The following is a 14,189-nucleotide window of genomic DNA, read 5'->3' on the forward strand; positions in this document are numbered from 1 at the left end:
GGCCCAGGCCCAGGGGACATCCACACTGAACCGCTCACAGAGCGCACGCGAATACTTCGACCTCACCTACCAGTTGCTGGACATCATCTTCGCCCTGGTCCCGGTGGCCCTCGTGATCTATTTCCTCACCGAGCACTGGCCGGCCGGTGAGCGCGGAACCTCGGCGTTCCGAAGGATCGGCTTCGACTTCGCCCGGCCCGGCAAGGACCTCCTGCAGGGTCTCGGACTCGCCGCGCTCATCGGCATTCCGTCCCTGGGGCTCTACGCCGCCGGCCGGGCGCTGGGGATCACGACGGCGATCATCCCCAGCGCCCTGGACGCGTACTGGTGGACCGTGCCGGTGCTGGTCCTGTCCGCGATCCGGCACGCGGTGGTCGAGGAAGTGATTGTGGTGGCGTACCTGCTGGACCGGCTCGGGAAACTGGGCTGGAGCGTGCCGGCGGCCATCGCCGCCAGCGCCCTGCTCCGCGGCAGCTATCACCTGTACCAGGGGTTCGGGCCGTTCATCGGCAACGCGGTGATGGGCGTCGTCTTCGCGCTGGTCTACACGCGGACCAAACGGGTGATGCCGCTGGTGATCGCCCACGCCATCCTGGACACCGTGGCGTTCGTGGGGTTCAGCCTGTTCGGCAAGGCAGTGGGCCTGGGCTGAGTTCCCCGCAAAGCAAGGCGGGGTCCCTTCGGGCCCATCCGGAGCCCCCGGACGGGCGCGAAGTGGCCTCGCGTTGCTATTAGGAGCAGGCCTTAAATGATCTCGGCCGCCGTCTCCTAGGTGACATCGTTGGCACCTAAGAGATGGCGGCCGAAGCGTGGGGCAGGTGGAGCGTTAGATCGTGACCGCTCCGGAGGCGGTCTCGAAGGTGACAGAGAGGATGCCGGGAGTACCGTGCGGCGCGATCCAGTTCACGGCGACGTCTTCCAGCGGCTTTTCAACCGGTTCGCCCAGCCACTCCGTGACGCGCTCGGCCGAACCGGCAATGGTCAGTGCGGACATCTTGACATCGCTCGCGTAGGCGTTGGACGGGTGCAACTCCGGGTCGCCCTCCCACTTGAGCATGTATGGCACCTGGGGGTCGGCGATGAGCCCCAGGATGCCGATCTGCTTCCAGACCAGTTCGCGGCCGTCGGGAAACTTCCGGTTGCCGTTGACGGCGGCGCGGCCGAGCCGCTCCTCGAACGGGGCCAGGTCGTCAACCTCGACGCACCAGCCCATCCAGCCGCCGCCGGCCTCGGAGCGTGCCCGGACGGCCTGGCCGAACGGGGCCTTGTCGGAGGCCGGGTGGTTCAGGACCTCCACGACTTCCAGGTACTTGTGTCCCGCGAGCGGGATAATCATGTTGCGTGTCCCGAAACGGGGGTGCACTCCACCCTTCACGGCTTCAACGCCGAGGGCAGACGCAATACGTTCAGTGGTGGCTGCCAAGCCATCGTGTTCACAGGCGTAAGAGACGTGATCCATGCGCATGCCATCATCTTGGCACTTTGTGATGGACCTCTCAGCTTAGGCTCCCCTAACCGTCATGGGACGTCCTGGGGCGCGGAACGCGGCGCCCCRGATGCTCCGTCACGGCGGCCGTCTTCATCTTCGTCACAAAGCTATCCAGGGCTCCGCCGCCATTCCTACACTGAAGTCAGGTCATGAGTGCCAGCGCACAGCCCCGGCTTGCTGGCCGGCAACCCTCGTATCGCGGTGGGGTGCCCCGGGTGAAGACCTGGCCGTCCGGCGCCCGCCGGAGGGCAAGCGCGGCGCCTGTTCCGGTTCGGGCCGAAAGCCCCGGCCGGTGCTGTGCCCAGTGACTCGAGGAGCACCAATGTCCAACGCCTGGTCCTTTGAAACCCGCCAGATCCACGCCGGCCAGGAGCCGGACAGCGCCACCGGCGCGCGTTCCCTGCCTATCTACCAGACGACGTCGTTCGTGTTCCCCAGCGCCGAAAGCGCCGCGAACCGCTTTGCGCTCGCCGAGCTCGCGCCCATCTACACCCGGATCGGCAACCCGACCCAGGATGCCGTCGAACAGCGCGTCGCCAGCCTGGAAGGCGGTCTCGCGGCGCTGCTGCTCAGCTCCGGCCAGGCCGCCGAGACGTTCGCCATCCTCAATATCGCCGAGGCCGGGGACCATGTGGTGGCCAGCCCCAGCCTCTATGGCGGAACCTACAACCTGCTCGCGCACACGCTGAAGAAGTTCGGCATCTCCGTGACCTTCGTGGCGGACCCGGACAACCTGGACCAGTGGCGGGACGCCGTCCAGCCCAACACCAAGCTGTTCTTCGGCGAAGTGGTCTCCAACCCCCGCCAGGACGTCCTGGACATCGAGGGCGTCTCCCGGGTGGCGCACGAGGCCGGCGTGCCGCTGGTTGTCGACAACACGCTCTCCACCCCCTACCTGATCCGGCCGATCGAGTGGGGCGCGGACATCGTGGTSCATTCSGCCACCAAGTACCTYGGCGGGCACGGMKCYGCSATCGCCGGCGTSATCGTGGACTCCGGCAACTTCGAYTTCGGGAAGGACCCKGAGCGGTTCCCCRRCTTCAACACYCCCGACCCCAACTACAACGGCCTGGTCTACGCCCGCGACCTCGGAGCGGGCGGCGCGCTGGGCGCGAATCTCTCCTACATCCTCAAGGCCCGGGTCCAGCTCCTGCGCGACCTCGGCTCCGCGGTGTCCCCGTTCAACGCCTTCCTCATCGCCCAGGGCATCGAAACGCTGAGCCTGCGCGTCGAGCGCCACGTGGCCAACGCCACGAAGGTGGCGCACTGGCTGGAGGGGCGGAACGACGTCGAATCGGTCGCCTACGCCGGGCTGCCGTCCAGCCCCTGGTACGAGCGCGGCCGCAAGTACGGGCCCAAGGGGACCGGCGCCGTCGTGGCGTTCAACATTGCCGGGGGAGCAGAGGCTGGCAAGCGGTTCGTCGATGCCCTCGAACTGCACTCGCACGTCGCGAACATCGGCGATGTCCGGTCGCTGGTGATCCATCCGGCGTCGACCACCCACAGCCAGCTCTCGCCCGAACAGCAGGTGATCGCCGGGGTGAACCCCGGGCTGGTGCGGCTTTCGGTGGGACTGGAGCACATYGACGACATCCTCGCGGACCTCGACGCCGGATTCCGCGCGGCCAAGTCCGTCTAGGCCGAAGCCCACGCCGAATTTCCCCACCTTTGCGGGCATGACACCGGGAATCGCCGGCACTTCCGGGCGACCCGCCGGTCACGGCTGTCAAAGGTGGGGAGTCTGCGGTGCTGACGGGTCCGGCTGTCACATGGAAGTCATAATCTTCGTCATTTCCGCACCCCGTTTCGTAGACTCGTACCAGGTCATGAGTGCCAGCGACAGCCCCGGCTTGCTGGCCGGCAACCCTCCTTTTGCGGCGGGGTGCCCCGGGTGAAGACCTGGCCTGCCGGTCAGCTGACGGCGGGCAAGCGCGAAGATAGGTCCTCACATGACGATTGCCGTCACCCGCACGGGTGTTCCCGAAACCAAACCATCCCGGACCCCTGACGGGACCGTCCAGTTCGTCAGGATCGGTGATCTGCAGCTCGAATCCGGGACTCCGTTGCCGGATGTGGTGCTCGCCTACGAGACCTGGGGGACCCTGAACGCGGACGCCTCCAACGCCGTGCTCATTGAACACGCCCTGACCGGCGACACACACGTGACCCGCGGCGAGAGCGGGGAGCCCGGCTGGTGGGAACAGCTCGCCGGACCCGGGGCTCCCGTGGACACGGACAAGTATTTCGTCGTTTCGATCAACATCCTGGGCGGCTGCTACGGATCCACCGGACCTTCCACCCCGGCCCCCGACGGGCGCCCTTGGGGATCGCGGTTCCCGCTGGTCACCCTGCGGGACACCGCCGCCGCCGAGGCGCGGCTGGCCGATGCCCTGGGCATCGGCAGCTGGTATGCGGTGCTGGGCGGCTCGCTCGGCGGCGCGCGCGCCCTTGAATGGGCCGTCACGTTTCCCGGCCGGGTCCGGCGCTGCGCCGTGATTTCCGTCGGCGCCAGCAGCACCGCCGAACAGATTGCCTTCGCGCAGGCCCAGACGCTGGCCATCCGCCAGGACCCCCACTTCAAGGGCGGGGACTACTACGGCGGCCCGGAACCCGAGGCAGGGCTCGCCCTCGCCCGGCGCATCGCGCACATCACCTACCGCTCAGCGGCCGAACTGGACGGCCGGTTTGGCCGCAACGCCCAGGAGTCCGAGACGCCCCTGGAAGCCGGATCGCTGGCCGGACGCGGGCGCTACCAGGTGGAAAGCTACCTGGACCACCAGGGCAGCAAACTGGCCCGGCGTTTCGACGCGAATAGCTACATCGCGATCACCGAAGCCCTCATGAGCCACGATGTGTGCCGGGGGCGCGGAAGCCTCGGGGAGGCACTGGCCCCGGCCACCGCCGAATTCCTGGTGGCGGCCGTGGACTCGGACCGCCTGTATTTCCCGGCCCAGTCCCGTCAACTGGCAGAGGCCCTGCCGGGCCGCCCGGAACTGCACATCATTGAAGCGCCGATCGGCCACGACGGCTTCCTGACCGAAATCGGCCAGCTCAGCGGGCAGCTCCGGGAGACCTTCTTCGGCCACTAGGCCGGCCCGCTTGTGCATTTTTGCAGATGCGCTCTGCACTAATGGCCGTTGAGGCTCAGGGCGGGAGCGTCCATACTCATGGGGAATGACGCCATGTGCCCTACATCACGGGCGTCCTCAGTCCAATGGTCCGCAGGGTGTCGAAGGCGACACCGAAGGAGTTCACATGAGCACGGAAAACGCCGCGACAACGCGCGCAGACGAGCCGGACGTCAAAACGTCCGGACTGAAGAAGGTAGTAACGGCCTCCATGGCCGGCACGGTGGTGGAGTGGTATGAATTCTTCCTCTACGCCTCCGCCGCCACGCTGGTCTTCGGCAAGACGTTCTTCCCCAATTCGGGCACCGAACTCGACGGCATTATCGCCGCGTTCCTGACCTACGCCGTCGGATTCGTCGCCCGCCCGATCGGCGGCATCGTCTTTGGCCACTTCGGCGACAAGTTCGGCCGCAAGCAGCTGCTCCAGGTCAGCATCCTCCTGGTGGGCGTTTCCACCTTCCTGATGGGCTGCCTGCCCACCTTCGCGCAGATCGGCTACTGGGCCCCGGCACTGCTGGTCTTCCTGCGCTTCGCCCAGGGCTTCGCCGTCGGCGGCGAATGGGGCGGCGCCGTCCTCCTCGTCGCCGAGCACAGCCCCAGCAAGTCCCGCGGGTTCTGGGCCAGCTGGCCCCAGTCCGCCGTTCCGCTCGGCAACCTGCTCGCCACCGCCGTGCTGTTCACGCTGTCCTCCGTGCTGTCCTCCGCCGACTTCCTCAGCTGGGGCTGGCGCGTCGCCTTCTGGCTCTCCGCCGTGATCGTGCTGGTCGGCTACTACATCCGCACCAAGGTCCAGGACGCCCCCATCTTCCTGGAGGCCCAAAAGGAAGTCGAGGTTGAGAACAAGGGCTACGGCGTGGCCGAAGTCTTCCGCCGCTACCCGCGCGGCGTCTTCACCGCGATGGGCCTGCGCTTCGCCGAGAACATCCTCTACTACCTCGTGGTCACGTTCTCGATCACGTACCTGAAGGTCGTCGTCCAGACGGACACCTCGCGGATCCTGCTGCTGCTGCTCGTGGCGCACTTCGTCCACTTCGCCGTGATTCCGATGGTCGGCAGGCTCTCGGACAACGTCGGCCGCAAGCCCGTCTACATGGCCGGCGCCATCCTCGGCGGCACGTGGGGCTTCTTCGCCTTCCCGATGATGGATACCAAGAACGACTTCATCATCCTCGCCGCGATCACCATCGGCCTGCTGTTCCACTCCCTGATGTACGCCGGCCAGCCGGCGCTCATGGCTGAAATGTTCCCGACCCGGATGCGCTACTCCGGTGTCTCGCTGGGCTACCAGGTCACCTCGATTGTGGCCGGTTCGCTGGCTCCGATCATCGCCGTCGCGCTCCTGAGCCAGTACAAGTCCTCGGTCCCGGTCGCCATCTACCTCCTCGGCGCCTGTGTGGTCACTTTGGTTGCGGTGTTCTTCCTGAAGGAAACCCGCGGCATTTCGCTCCGCGACGTCGACGCCGCCGACGCCCGTGGCACCGCCGACCTCCTCGCCGCCAGCAAGCGGTAATCCTCACCGGCCTCACCAGACCCGGTGGGGGCAGACTGCCCGGATCCGCGCACCGCGCGGACCCGGGCAGTCTGCGTTAACTCGGCAGGCTAACGCCGCAGGTTAACGCGGCAGGCTAACGCCGCAGGCACCAGTCCGGCTGCGCTGGCGCCTCAGGCGGACAGCACATCCTGCCGCTCCCGGATTTCGCCGCGAATCGCCTCCAGCACGGCACGGACCGGGGCCGAACGCAGCGCCTCGGGCCGGGCCACAGCCCAGATGGGCAGCTGGCGCTGGAAGTCGTCCGGCAGGACGGGCAGAAATTCCGGCCGGCCCGCCACGAGGAAATTGGGGAGCAGGCCTATCCCGGCGCCCCGCCGGACGGCCTCCAGCTGGGCGAAGACGCTTGTGGCCTGGAAGCTGGACCGCGGCACCGGCAGCTGCGTTGAACGGTGGCCCAGCTCGGCGACCTGGAGCGCCGATTCCACGTAGGAGACAAAGCCGTGTTGCCGGACGTCGTCGAGCGTTGCCGGAAGCCCGTGCTCCTGCGCATAGCCGGGACTGGCGTACAGCCTGAGGAAATAGTTGCTCAGGAAGATGGCGCGGGCGGTGGTGGTGTCCATGTTGCCCACCACCACTTCCAGGTCCACGCCGGAGCGGTTTTGGCTTACCTTGCGGGTGGCGCTGAGCAGTTCGACGTTGAGCAGCGGATTCGCCCGCTGCAGCCGCACGAGGGCCGGGGCTAGGAATTCGGCGCCGAAGCCGTCCGGGGTGCTGATCCGGACCAGGCCGGAGACCACGTCGCCGGAGCGGGCAATGCTGTTCGAGAGGGCACCGAGAGTGCCCTCGATGGCTTCCGCCGCCGCGACCGCCTGGCTGCCGAGTTCGGTCAGCTCCCAGCCGTGCGGGCTGCGTTCGAGCGTCCGGCCGCCGAGCTGTTTGTCGAGGGCCAGGACGCGGCGGGAAATGGTGGTGTGGGTGGTGCCGAGCGTCTCGGCCACGGCGTTGAACCGGCCCAGGCGTGCCACGGTCAGCAGGATCAGCAGGTCGTCGGGGCTCGGTAGCCGGCGCAAGTCCACTATTGTCCCCCTCTGCAGCGAGTGTGGCGGAGCCAGAGCAATGATTGTGCATCTGTGCACATGGCATCTGTGATTTTTTACCTTGATTGCACTCTAACAGGGTGTGATGGTGGACACCGGGGCGCCGGAGTTTCGGCTTTCACGCCGGAGCGCGTCGAGGCGCCCGGCAGCACATCAAGCAAAGGAGCTTAAGCCATGGCAGTCATCGCCTGGATCGGACTCGGAAACATGGGCGGATCCATGTCCGTCAACCTCTCAAACGCCGGACACGAAGTCCGTGGCTTCGACCTCAACAGCGCAGCCGTTGCCGCCGCCGAGGCCGGGGGAGTCAAGGCCGCCGGCAGCATCGCCGAGGCCGTCGCCGGCGCCGACGTCGTCTTCACCATGCTCCCCAAAGGTGAGCACGCCCGCGCCGTGTACCTCGGCCAGGACGGCGTCCTTGCCCACGCGGACACCCGGACCCTCCTGGTGGATTCCTCCACCATTGACATCGCCTCCGCGCAGGCCCTGCACGACGCCGCCGCTGCCGCCGGCTTCCRCTTCGTCGACGCACCCGTCTCCGGCGGCATGAGCGGCGCGAAGGCCGCCACGCTGACGTTCATGATCGGCGGCGAGGCCGGCGCCGTCGCCGACGCCACCGAATACATCCGCCCCATGGCYGCGAACATCATCCCCACCGGCGGCGCCACCACCGGCCAGGCCGCGAAGATCTGCAACAACCTCATGCTCTTCATCAACCTCGCCTCCACCGCCGAGGGCGCGGTCCTGGCCGAGCGGCTCGGCCTGGACAAGCAGGTCTTCTGGGACATTGCGTCGGTCTCCTCCGGCGACAGCTGGGCGCTGCGCACCTGGTACCCCGTGGCCGGCGTCGTGCCGACCGCCGCGTCCAACAACGATTTCGCCCCGACATTCACCACCGAACTGGCCAACAAGGACATCGGCCTGGCCATCAGCGCGGCGCGGGACACCGGCACCCCGCTGGAACTCGGCGAGCACGTCCAGCAGCTTTTCCAGCGCCTCATCGACTCCGGCCAGTCCGGCCAGGACTGCTCGATGATCGTCAAGCTCGTCGACGGCACCCTCGAGTCCGCCAACTAGCCCTTCACGGCCCTGCCCTTCACGGCCCTGCCCTTCACGAAAGAGACCCACCCATGGAACGCATCCCGCACTTCATCAACGGCGCCCTGATCTCCGACGCCGAGCGCTTCGGCCCCGTGTTCAACCCGGCCACCGGCGAGCAGGAGAAAGAGGTCGCCCTGGCCTCCGCCGCCCGCGTCGAGGAGGCCATCGAGGCCGCCCGCGCCGCCCTGCCCGGGTGGCGCGCCACGAGCCTGGCCAGGCGCACCGCCATCTTCTTCAAGGTCCGTGAACTGCTCATGCAGCGCCGGCCCGAACTCGCGGCCCTGCTCACCAGCGAGCACGGCAAGGTCCTCTCGGATGCGGAAGGTGAAATCACCCGCGGCCTGGAGAACATCGAATTCGCCACCGGGCTCTCCCACATGCTCAAAGGCGAACGCTCCGAGCAGGTCTCCGGCGGCGTCGATGTCCACTCGGTCCGCCAGCCGGTCGGCGTCGTCGCCTGCATCACGCCGTTCAACTTCCCCGCCATGGTGCCGCTGTGGATGATCGGCAGCGCCCTGGCCTGCGGGAACACCGTGCTGCTCAAGCCGAGCGAGAAGGACCCGTCCTCCGCCATCTTCATCGCCGGCGTCTTCGCTGAGGCCGGCCTGCCGGCAGGGGTGCTCAACGTCGTCCACGGCGACAAGGAAGCCGTGGACGTCCTGCTGGAACACCCGGCGGTCAAGGCCATCAGCTTTGTCGGCTCGACGCCGATCGCGCAGTCCATCTACAAGCGCGCCGCTGATCACGGCAAGCGCGTCCAGGCCCTGGGCGGGGCGAAGAACCACATGGTGGTCCTGCCGGACGCGGACCTCAACATGGCCGCGGACGCCGCCGTCTCGGCCGCCTACGGCTCCGCCGGGGAGCGCTGCATGGCAGTCAGCGTCCTCGTCGCGGTCGGCAGCATCGCCGACGACCTCGTGGAGGCGATCAGCACCCGCATGGCTGCCCTCACGATCGGCCCGGGCACGGACCCGGCCTCCCAGATGGGTCCGCTCATCACGGCCGAGCACCGCGACAAGGTGGCCTCCTACGTTGCCGGCGCGGCCAACGAGGGCGCCACCGTGGTGGTGGACGGCCGCGAACACGAATTCGACTCCAACGGCTTCTTCATCGGCGTCAGCCTGATCGACCACGTCAAGCCCGGAATGAAGGTCTACGACGACGAGATCTTCGGGCCCGTCCTCTCCGTGGTCCGCGTCGAGACCTACGCCGACGCCGTGAAGCTGGTCAACGACAACGAGTTCGGCAACGGCGTGGCCATCTTTACCCGCGACGGCGGCGCCGCCCGCCAGTTCGAGTTCGACGTCGAGGCCGGCATGGTGGGCGTCAACGTGCCCATCCCGGTGCCGGTGGGCACCTTCTCCTTCGGCGGCTGGAAGAATTCGCTGTTCGGCGACACCCACATGTACGGCCCGGAAAGCATCCGCTTCTACACCCGCGGCAAGGTGGTCACCACCCGCTGGCCGGACCCGTCCACCTCGGTGATCGACCTCGGCTTCCCCCAGGTCGACTGACGCCGCAACCCCCAACAAAGGCAACGCGGGGTCACTTATCGCCCATCCGGCACCGGATCATGGGCCGCAAGTGACCCCGCGTTGTTTGCTGCCTCGGGATTAGAGTGGGCAGACACCGGGAATGCAGGAGGCATTGTGACCACGCTCGTCAACCGTCCCAACACGGCATTGCTCGTCGTCGATATGCAGATCGGCGTCGTCGCCGAGGCATACCGCCGCGACGACGTCGTCGCAACAATCGCCGCGCTCGTGGACAAGGCCCGCGACGCCGGGGTGGACGTCGTCTGGGTGCAGCACAGCGGTGAGGAACTTCCGCGCGGCAGCGACGGCTGGCAGTACGTGCCGGAGCTCGCGCGCCGCAGTTCGGAGCCGCTCGTGGCCAAGGAGTACAGCGACGCCTTCGAGGCCACCGACCTCGAATCCGTGCTGGCCGGGCGCGGCATCGGGCGCTTCTTCCTGGCCGGTGCGCAGACCGACGAGTGCATCCGCTCGACCCTGCACGGCGCGATCACCCGCGGCTACGACGTCACGCTGGTCGCCGACGCCCACACCACCGAGGACCTGACCGAGTACGGCGCCCCGCCGCCGGCTCTGGTGGTCGCGCACACCAATCTGTACTGGCAGTACCACAAAGCGCCGGGGCGGACTGCGGGAACCGTCAGCGCGGCCGACGTCGAGTTCGCCGGCCCAGCAGGGTCCTAGCCCTTCATGATTTCCGCGCGCTGGGCCATGTAGTCCTCCATGGACAGCTTGCCGTCGGTGTACTGCTGGTCGAGCTCGGCCAGCTTGCGGGCCCGGTAGCCCTGCCCGGCCGACGGCGGCGGCGGAGACTGCGGCGCCTGCGCCTGTCCCGCGCCCGGCGCCGGGGGAGTTTGCGATGCCTGCGGCCGCTGCGGTTGCGGCGGGTTGTTCAGGTACTCGGGGCTGTCCTCGTAGGGGACGGGGGACTGGTAGCCGACCGGGTTCGGGTACTGCTGGCCGGGGTACGGCTGGTTCGGGAACGGCTGGTCCGGAAACCGGGGACTGGGGTTCTGCGGGTTCGGGTACTCCGCGCTGGGGTACTCCGGGCTGGGGTATTGCGGGTTGGGATACGGCTCGTTGGCCGGACCCGATTGCTTCGGGGCGCCCAGCTGGCCAAAGCCGCCGAAGTAGTCCTGCTGGGTGTAGCCATCACGCGGCTGGTTGCCCTGGCCGGGGTTGTTCTGGCTGCCCGGGAACCGGCCGAATTGTCCCGGAGTGCCCTGGTTCCGGCCGCGGGCAGACCTGCGGTAGAGGCGCATCGCCACGGGAACCAGGAAGGACAACACGATGATCCAGAAGAACATACTGCTCACGGTACTGGGCCTTTCAGCTGCTGGGCCTTCTCATCTGCGGGCTCATCTGTAGGGCCGGAGAAGTGTCCCTCCAGCTTATGCCCCGCAGGCTCAGGCCCGAAGCCTCAGGACCGGACAGCGTCCTCGGCGCCGGGCGGGCCCTCGCCGGAACCGAGCGGAACGCCGGGACCGAACACCGGGCCGGCCAGCGGCCGCTTGGCCGTCATGCCGTCGCCGGAGGAGCGGTGCCGCAGCCGGCGGACCACCCAGGGGACAAAATACTCCCTGGCCCACACCAGGTCCCCGCTGCGCGCCTCGCGCCAACTGCGCTGTGGCAGCGGTTTGGGGGAGAGGGGCTGGAGCGTGTGCTCGACGTTCAGCGAGTCCAGCACCATGGCCGCGATCGTGTGGTGGCCCAGCGGTGAGAAATGCAGCCGGTCGACATTCCACATCTGCGGGTCATTGAGCTGGCGCAGCGACCACATGTCCGCGATCACGGCGTCGTGGCGCGCGGCGATCGTGCGCAGGTTCTCGTTGTAAATGGCCACCTTGCTGCGGATCCGGCCCAGCACTGTGGAGCCGGTATCCGGGCCGTTGAACAGGACGACGGTGGCGCCGCCCAGGCTCAGGATCTGCACCACCGAATCCAGCTTTTCGGCGAGCACGTCCGGATCGCCGCCCGGGCGGATGAGGTCGTTTCCGCCTGCGGAGAGCGTGATCAGGTCCGGTTTGAGGGACAGGCAGTGAGCCATTTGCTGGTCCACGATCTGCCGCAGGAGCCGGCCGCGGACGGCCAGGTTCGCGTAGGCAAAGTCGTTGTGCCCACGGCTGAGTTCCTCGGCCACGCGGTCCGCCCAGCCCCGATGGCCGCCCGGACTGGCCGGTTCCGGATCGCCGATGCCCTCCGTGAATGAGTCGCCCATCGCCACATACCGGGTCCACGGGTGGGTGACGGTGTCAACGGTGGTCTCGGCTGGGGTGTCCGGTGAATTTTCCATGGGATCGGTTTTGCTCACCCCCTTATCCTGCACTGTTCCCGTTTAGCTGCGCCACCGTAATTTGTTACCGCCGGGTAACTGTAAGAATAGTTCCATGACTCACGCTGACGCCTTCCCCGCCCCTGTCGTCCAATGGTCCCAGCCGGAGCAGGAACGGGCCGGCAAGCCGCTTCTTGTCCTGTTGCACGGCTACGGCGCCAACGAACAGGATCTGCTCAGCCTGGCCGGGATGCTGCCGCAGGAATTCGCGGTGGCCTCGTTGCGCGCCCCGATCGCCATGGGACCGGGCTTCACCTGGTTCCCGCTGACAGGGTCCATTGACTATTCGCTCGACGCCGTCAAGGTCGCCGCAGGCTATGTTCAGGGCTGGCTCGACGGCGTCAAAGCCAACCACCCGTCGGTGACGCTGTTGGGGTTCTCGATGGGCATGGCCATGGCCACCACGCTGCTGCGGCAGCGGCCGGCGGACTTTGCCGCCGTCGTCGGGCTGTCAGGTTTTGTCGTCGATGCCGGAGATGACCCCAGCTTCCGCGACGGCGAACTGGACGGCACTGTGCCGCTGTTCTGGGGGCGGGACCAGCAGGACCCCGTGATCACCGAGGACAAGATCGACTACACCGTCGGCTGGGTGCGCAAGCACGTGTTGCTCACCAAGGTCCTCTACACGGGCATGTGGCACGGCATCAACCAGCAGGAGATCGGCCACGTCTCGGAGTTCCTCACGCACGTGGTGCTCAACGCCAAGAAGTAGGCGCGCCGGGGAGGTGTGCGCCAGGGAAGCGGGCGCCGGGCGGGCGGCGCCGGGACGGGCGGCTAGGCGGCCGGGGGCGCGCTGATCCGCACGGTCCGGCCGTTTACGGTGACGGTGTCGCCGTCGTGCAGTTGGCGGCCGCGGCGCTCGTCGATTTCGCCGTTGACCTTCACCAGCCCGTTCTTGATCAGTTCCGCGGCCTCCACGCCGTCCTCGACCAGATTCGCAAGTTTCAGCAGCTGGCCCAGCCGGATCATGCTGTCGCGGATAGTGATGTCTTCGAATTCCGGATTGCTCATACAAGCAATAATGCCTGACCTAAGGTGGCACCTATGACCCATCACCGCCGTCTTCCGCTGATCGTCGGCCTGCCCATGGCCGTCGCGACGGGACTGTTCATCCCGATCCAGGGCCGGATCAACGGCGCCCTCGGGGTGGCGCTGGGGGACGGAATCGGTGCCGCCGTCGTCAGCTTCAGCACCGGACTGCTGGTCATGACGGTCATTTCCCTGGCCTTGCCCCGGGGCCGGGCAGGGCTGGCGCGGATCCTGCCGGCCGTGCGCGAACGGCAGTTTCCGCCGTACTACGTCCTGGCCGGCTGCATCGGTGCCCTCTTCGTCTTCGCCCAGTCCTTCACCGTGGGACTGCTCGGCGTCGCCCTCTTCACGGTGGCCGCCGTGACGGGGCAGACCCTCAGCGGCCTGCTGGTGGACCGGATGGGGATCGGACCGGCGGGGAAGAGGCCCATTACCGGCATCCGGGTGCTCGGCAGTGTGCTCACCGTCGCCGCCGTCGCCTGGGCGGTGTCGCCCAGGTTCAGCGCCGGGGAATCCGCGCTGCAGTTGCTGGTTCCAGTGATGCTTCCGCTCCTGGCCGGGTTCCTGATGAGTTTCCAGCAGGCCATGAACGGCACAGCCACCGTGCACTACGGCACCCCCATCGCCGCGACACTCGTGAACTTCATCGCCGGAGCGGCCCTGCTGTGGGTGGCATGGCTGATCAAACTCGCCGTGGCCGGGGCCGGCAACCCCCTTCCGGCGCAGTGGTGGTACTACCTTGGCGGCCCGCTCGGCTGCATCTTCATCGGCATCGGCGCCCTCCTGGTCCGCAGCCTGGGCGTGCTGGTCACCGGCCTCGGCATGATCGCCGGCCAGCTGCTGGGGTCCCTCGGCCTGGATCTCATATTGCCGGTGCCCGGAACGGTGATCGCCCTCCCGACGGTCCTCGGCACCATCCTGACGCTCGGCGCCATCGTCCTGGCCACCCTGCCCTGGCCCAAGGGCGCGCTGAAGCGGTAGCGGGCCGG

At 67.7% G+C, this 14,189-nt stretch carries 14 protein-coding genes and 2 riboswitches; of the genes, 9 read left to right on the forward strand and 5 right to left on the reverse strand.

Annotated elements, in window-relative coordinates:
* Positions 1-652 (forward strand): CPBP family intramembrane glutamic endopeptidase (locus AC1DHX_RS11765; protein ID WP_476900058.1); only part of this gene is annotated, 652 nt, incomplete at its 5' end.
* A gap of 174 nt (positions 653-826) precedes the next feature.
* Here the strand turns inward: AC1DHX_RS11765 and AC1DHX_RS11770 are convergent.
* Complete coding sequence (locus AC1DHX_RS11770; RefSeq protein WP_223914077.1) at positions 827-1,465, reverse strand: VOC family protein; 639 nt, start codon at positions 1,463-1,465, stop codon at positions 827-829.
* Positions 1,466-1,634: 169 nt separating this feature from the next.
* Positions 1,635-1,750, forward strand: a riboswitch (SAM riboswitch).
* Positions 1,751-1,811: 61 nt separating this feature from the next.
* Here AC1DHX_RS11770 and AC1DHX_RS11775 point away from each other — a divergent pair.
* The 3 genes from AC1DHX_RS11775 (at position 1,812) to AC1DHX_RS11785 (ending at position 6,127) form a co-directional block, all read left to right on the forward strand.
* The gene (locus AC1DHX_RS11775; protein WP_476900059.1) at positions 1,812-3,128 is read left to right on the forward strand and encodes a bifunctional o-acetylhomoserine/o-acetylserine sulfhydrylase; all 1,317 of its coding nucleotides are present in this window, start codon (positions 1,812-1,814) and stop codon (positions 3,126-3,128) included.
* A 183-nt stretch (positions 3,129-3,311) separates the two neighbouring features.
* A riboswitch (SAM riboswitch) is annotated at positions 3,312-3,427 on the forward strand.
* An 11-nt stretch (positions 3,428-3,438) separates the two neighbouring features.
* The gene (metX, locus tag AC1DHX_RS11780) at positions 3,439-4,578 is read left to right on the forward strand and encodes a homoserine O-acetyltransferase MetX (protein ID WP_476859084.1); all 1,140 of its coding nucleotides are present in this window, start codon (positions 3,439-3,441) and stop codon (positions 4,576-4,578) included.
* A gap of 166 nt (positions 4,579-4,744) precedes the next feature.
* Positions 4,745-6,127, forward strand: coding sequence for an MFS transporter (locus AC1DHX_RS11785; protein WP_476849373.1), 1,383 nt, complete (start codon positions 4,745-4,747; stop codon positions 6,125-6,127).
* A 152-nt stretch (positions 6,128-6,279) separates the two neighbouring features.
* Here the strand turns inward: AC1DHX_RS11785 and AC1DHX_RS11790 are convergent, their stop codons facing one another.
* Positions 6,280-7,179 carry a LysR family transcriptional regulator gene (locus AC1DHX_RS11790; RefSeq protein WP_476859083.1) on the reverse strand — a complete coding sequence of 300 codons (900 nt, stop codon included), beginning with the start codon at positions 7,177-7,179 and terminating at the stop codon, positions 6,280-6,282.
* A 201-nt stretch (positions 7,180-7,380) separates the two neighbouring features.
* Between AC1DHX_RS11790 and mmsB the strand changes: the two genes are divergently transcribed.
* The 3 genes from mmsB (at position 7,381) to AC1DHX_RS11805 (ending at position 10,523) form a co-directional block, all read left to right on the forward strand.
* Positions 7,381-8,283, forward strand: coding sequence for a 3-hydroxyisobutyrate dehydrogenase (gene mmsB, locus AC1DHX_RS11795; RefSeq protein ID WP_476900060.1), 903 nt, complete (start codon positions 7,381-7,383; stop codon positions 8,281-8,283).
* Positions 8,284-8,336: 53 nt separating this feature from the next.
* Positions 8,337-9,821 carry a CoA-acylating methylmalonate-semialdehyde dehydrogenase gene (locus AC1DHX_RS11800; RefSeq protein ID WP_476859082.1) on the forward strand — a complete coding sequence of 495 codons (1,485 nt, stop codon included), beginning with the start codon at positions 8,337-8,339 and terminating at the stop codon, positions 9,819-9,821.
* Between the two features lie 135 nt (positions 9,822-9,956).
* Positions 9,957-10,523 carry an isochorismatase family protein gene (locus AC1DHX_RS11805; RefSeq protein WP_476859081.1) on the forward strand — a complete coding sequence of 189 codons (567 nt, stop codon included), beginning with the start codon at positions 9,957-9,959 and terminating at the stop codon, positions 10,521-10,523.
* On the opposite strand, the gene AC1DHX_RS11810 is transcribed toward AC1DHX_RS11805, so the two are convergent.
* Together AC1DHX_RS11810 and AC1DHX_RS11815 are read right to left on the reverse strand one after the other, a co-directional pair.
* Complete coding sequence (locus AC1DHX_RS11810) at positions 10,520-11,146, reverse strand: hypothetical protein (RefSeq protein ID WP_476859214.1); 627 nt, start codon at positions 11,144-11,146, stop codon at positions 10,520-10,522. The genes AC1DHX_RS11805 and AC1DHX_RS11810 overlap by 4 nt on opposite strands.
* Positions 11,147-11,259: 113 nt before the next feature.
* Positions 11,260-12,132, reverse strand: a complete 873-nt coding sequence (locus AC1DHX_RS11815; protein ID WP_476859213.1) for an SGNH/GDSL hydrolase family protein — start codon at positions 12,130-12,132, stop codon at positions 11,260-11,262.
* Positions 12,133-12,226: 94 nt separating this feature from the next.
* Here AC1DHX_RS11815 and AC1DHX_RS11820 point away from each other — a divergent pair, with 94 nt between their 5' ends.
* Positions 12,227-12,883, forward strand: a complete 657-nt coding sequence (locus tag AC1DHX_RS11820; protein WP_476859080.1) for an alpha/beta hydrolase — start codon at positions 12,227-12,229, stop codon at positions 12,881-12,883.
* 62 nt (positions 12,884-12,945) lie between these two features.
* On the opposite strand, the gene AC1DHX_RS11825 is transcribed toward AC1DHX_RS11820, so the two are convergent.
* Positions 12,946-13,182 carry an RNA-binding S4 domain-containing protein gene (locus tag AC1DHX_RS11825; protein ID WP_018774572.1) on the reverse strand — a complete coding sequence of 79 codons (237 nt, stop codon included), beginning with the start codon at positions 13,180-13,182 and terminating at the stop codon, positions 12,946-12,948.
* A gap of 33 nt (positions 13,183-13,215) precedes the next feature.
* Between AC1DHX_RS11825 and AC1DHX_RS11830 the strand changes: the two genes are divergently transcribed.
* A complete protein-coding gene (locus AC1DHX_RS11830) occupies positions 13,216-14,181 on the forward strand; it encodes a DMT family transporter (RefSeq protein ID WP_476859079.1) in 966 nt (321 codons plus the stop codon).
* Positions 14,182-14,189 lie beyond the last annotated feature (8 nt).

Source organism: Arthrobacter sp. 05N33_2 (genome assembly GCF_056397425.1).